The organism is Streptomyces rugosispiralis (assembly GCF_024505145.1).
GTDB classification, from domain to species: Bacteria; Actinomycetota; Actinomycetes; order Streptomycetales; family Streptomycetaceae; genus Streptomyces; species Streptomyces rugosispiralis.
In genome coordinates, this window is record NZ_JANIAA010000248.1 from 1 (window position 1) to 400 (window position 400).

Below are 400 nucleotides of genomic sequence, written 5' to 3' on the forward strand. Positions count from 1 at the left end.
GCCGAAGAGGACCGCCCAGCCCACGGCCAGCGCCCACACATGCGGCGGCAGATTGGCCCCGGTGTAGTCGTCGATCAGGGCGTACCGCATCAGGTCCATGTACACCGCCGCCGGATTCCCCAGCATGGCGTCCGAGATCCACTTGCTCGCCCCCGCGTGCTCGAGGGTACGGGCCAGCGGGAACATCACGCCGGACGCGTACATCCAGGTACGGAGGATGAAGGGCAGCAGCTGCGCGAGGTCGGGTGTTTTGGCGCCCAGCCGGGCCATGATCAGCGAAAGCCCGGTGTTGAAGACGAACTGCAGCGCCAGCGTGGGAACGATCAGCAGCCAGGCGAAGGCCGGGAAGTGCCCGAAGCCCACCAACACGACGGCCAGCACGATCATCGAGAACAGCAAC

The 400-nt window shown here is 66.5% G+C and carries 1 protein-coding gene; it reads right to left on the reverse strand.

From position 1 onward, the window contains the following. Positions 1-400 (reverse strand): ABC transporter permease (locus tag NP777_RS47290; protein ID WP_256656385.1); only part of this gene is annotated, 400 nt, incomplete at both ends.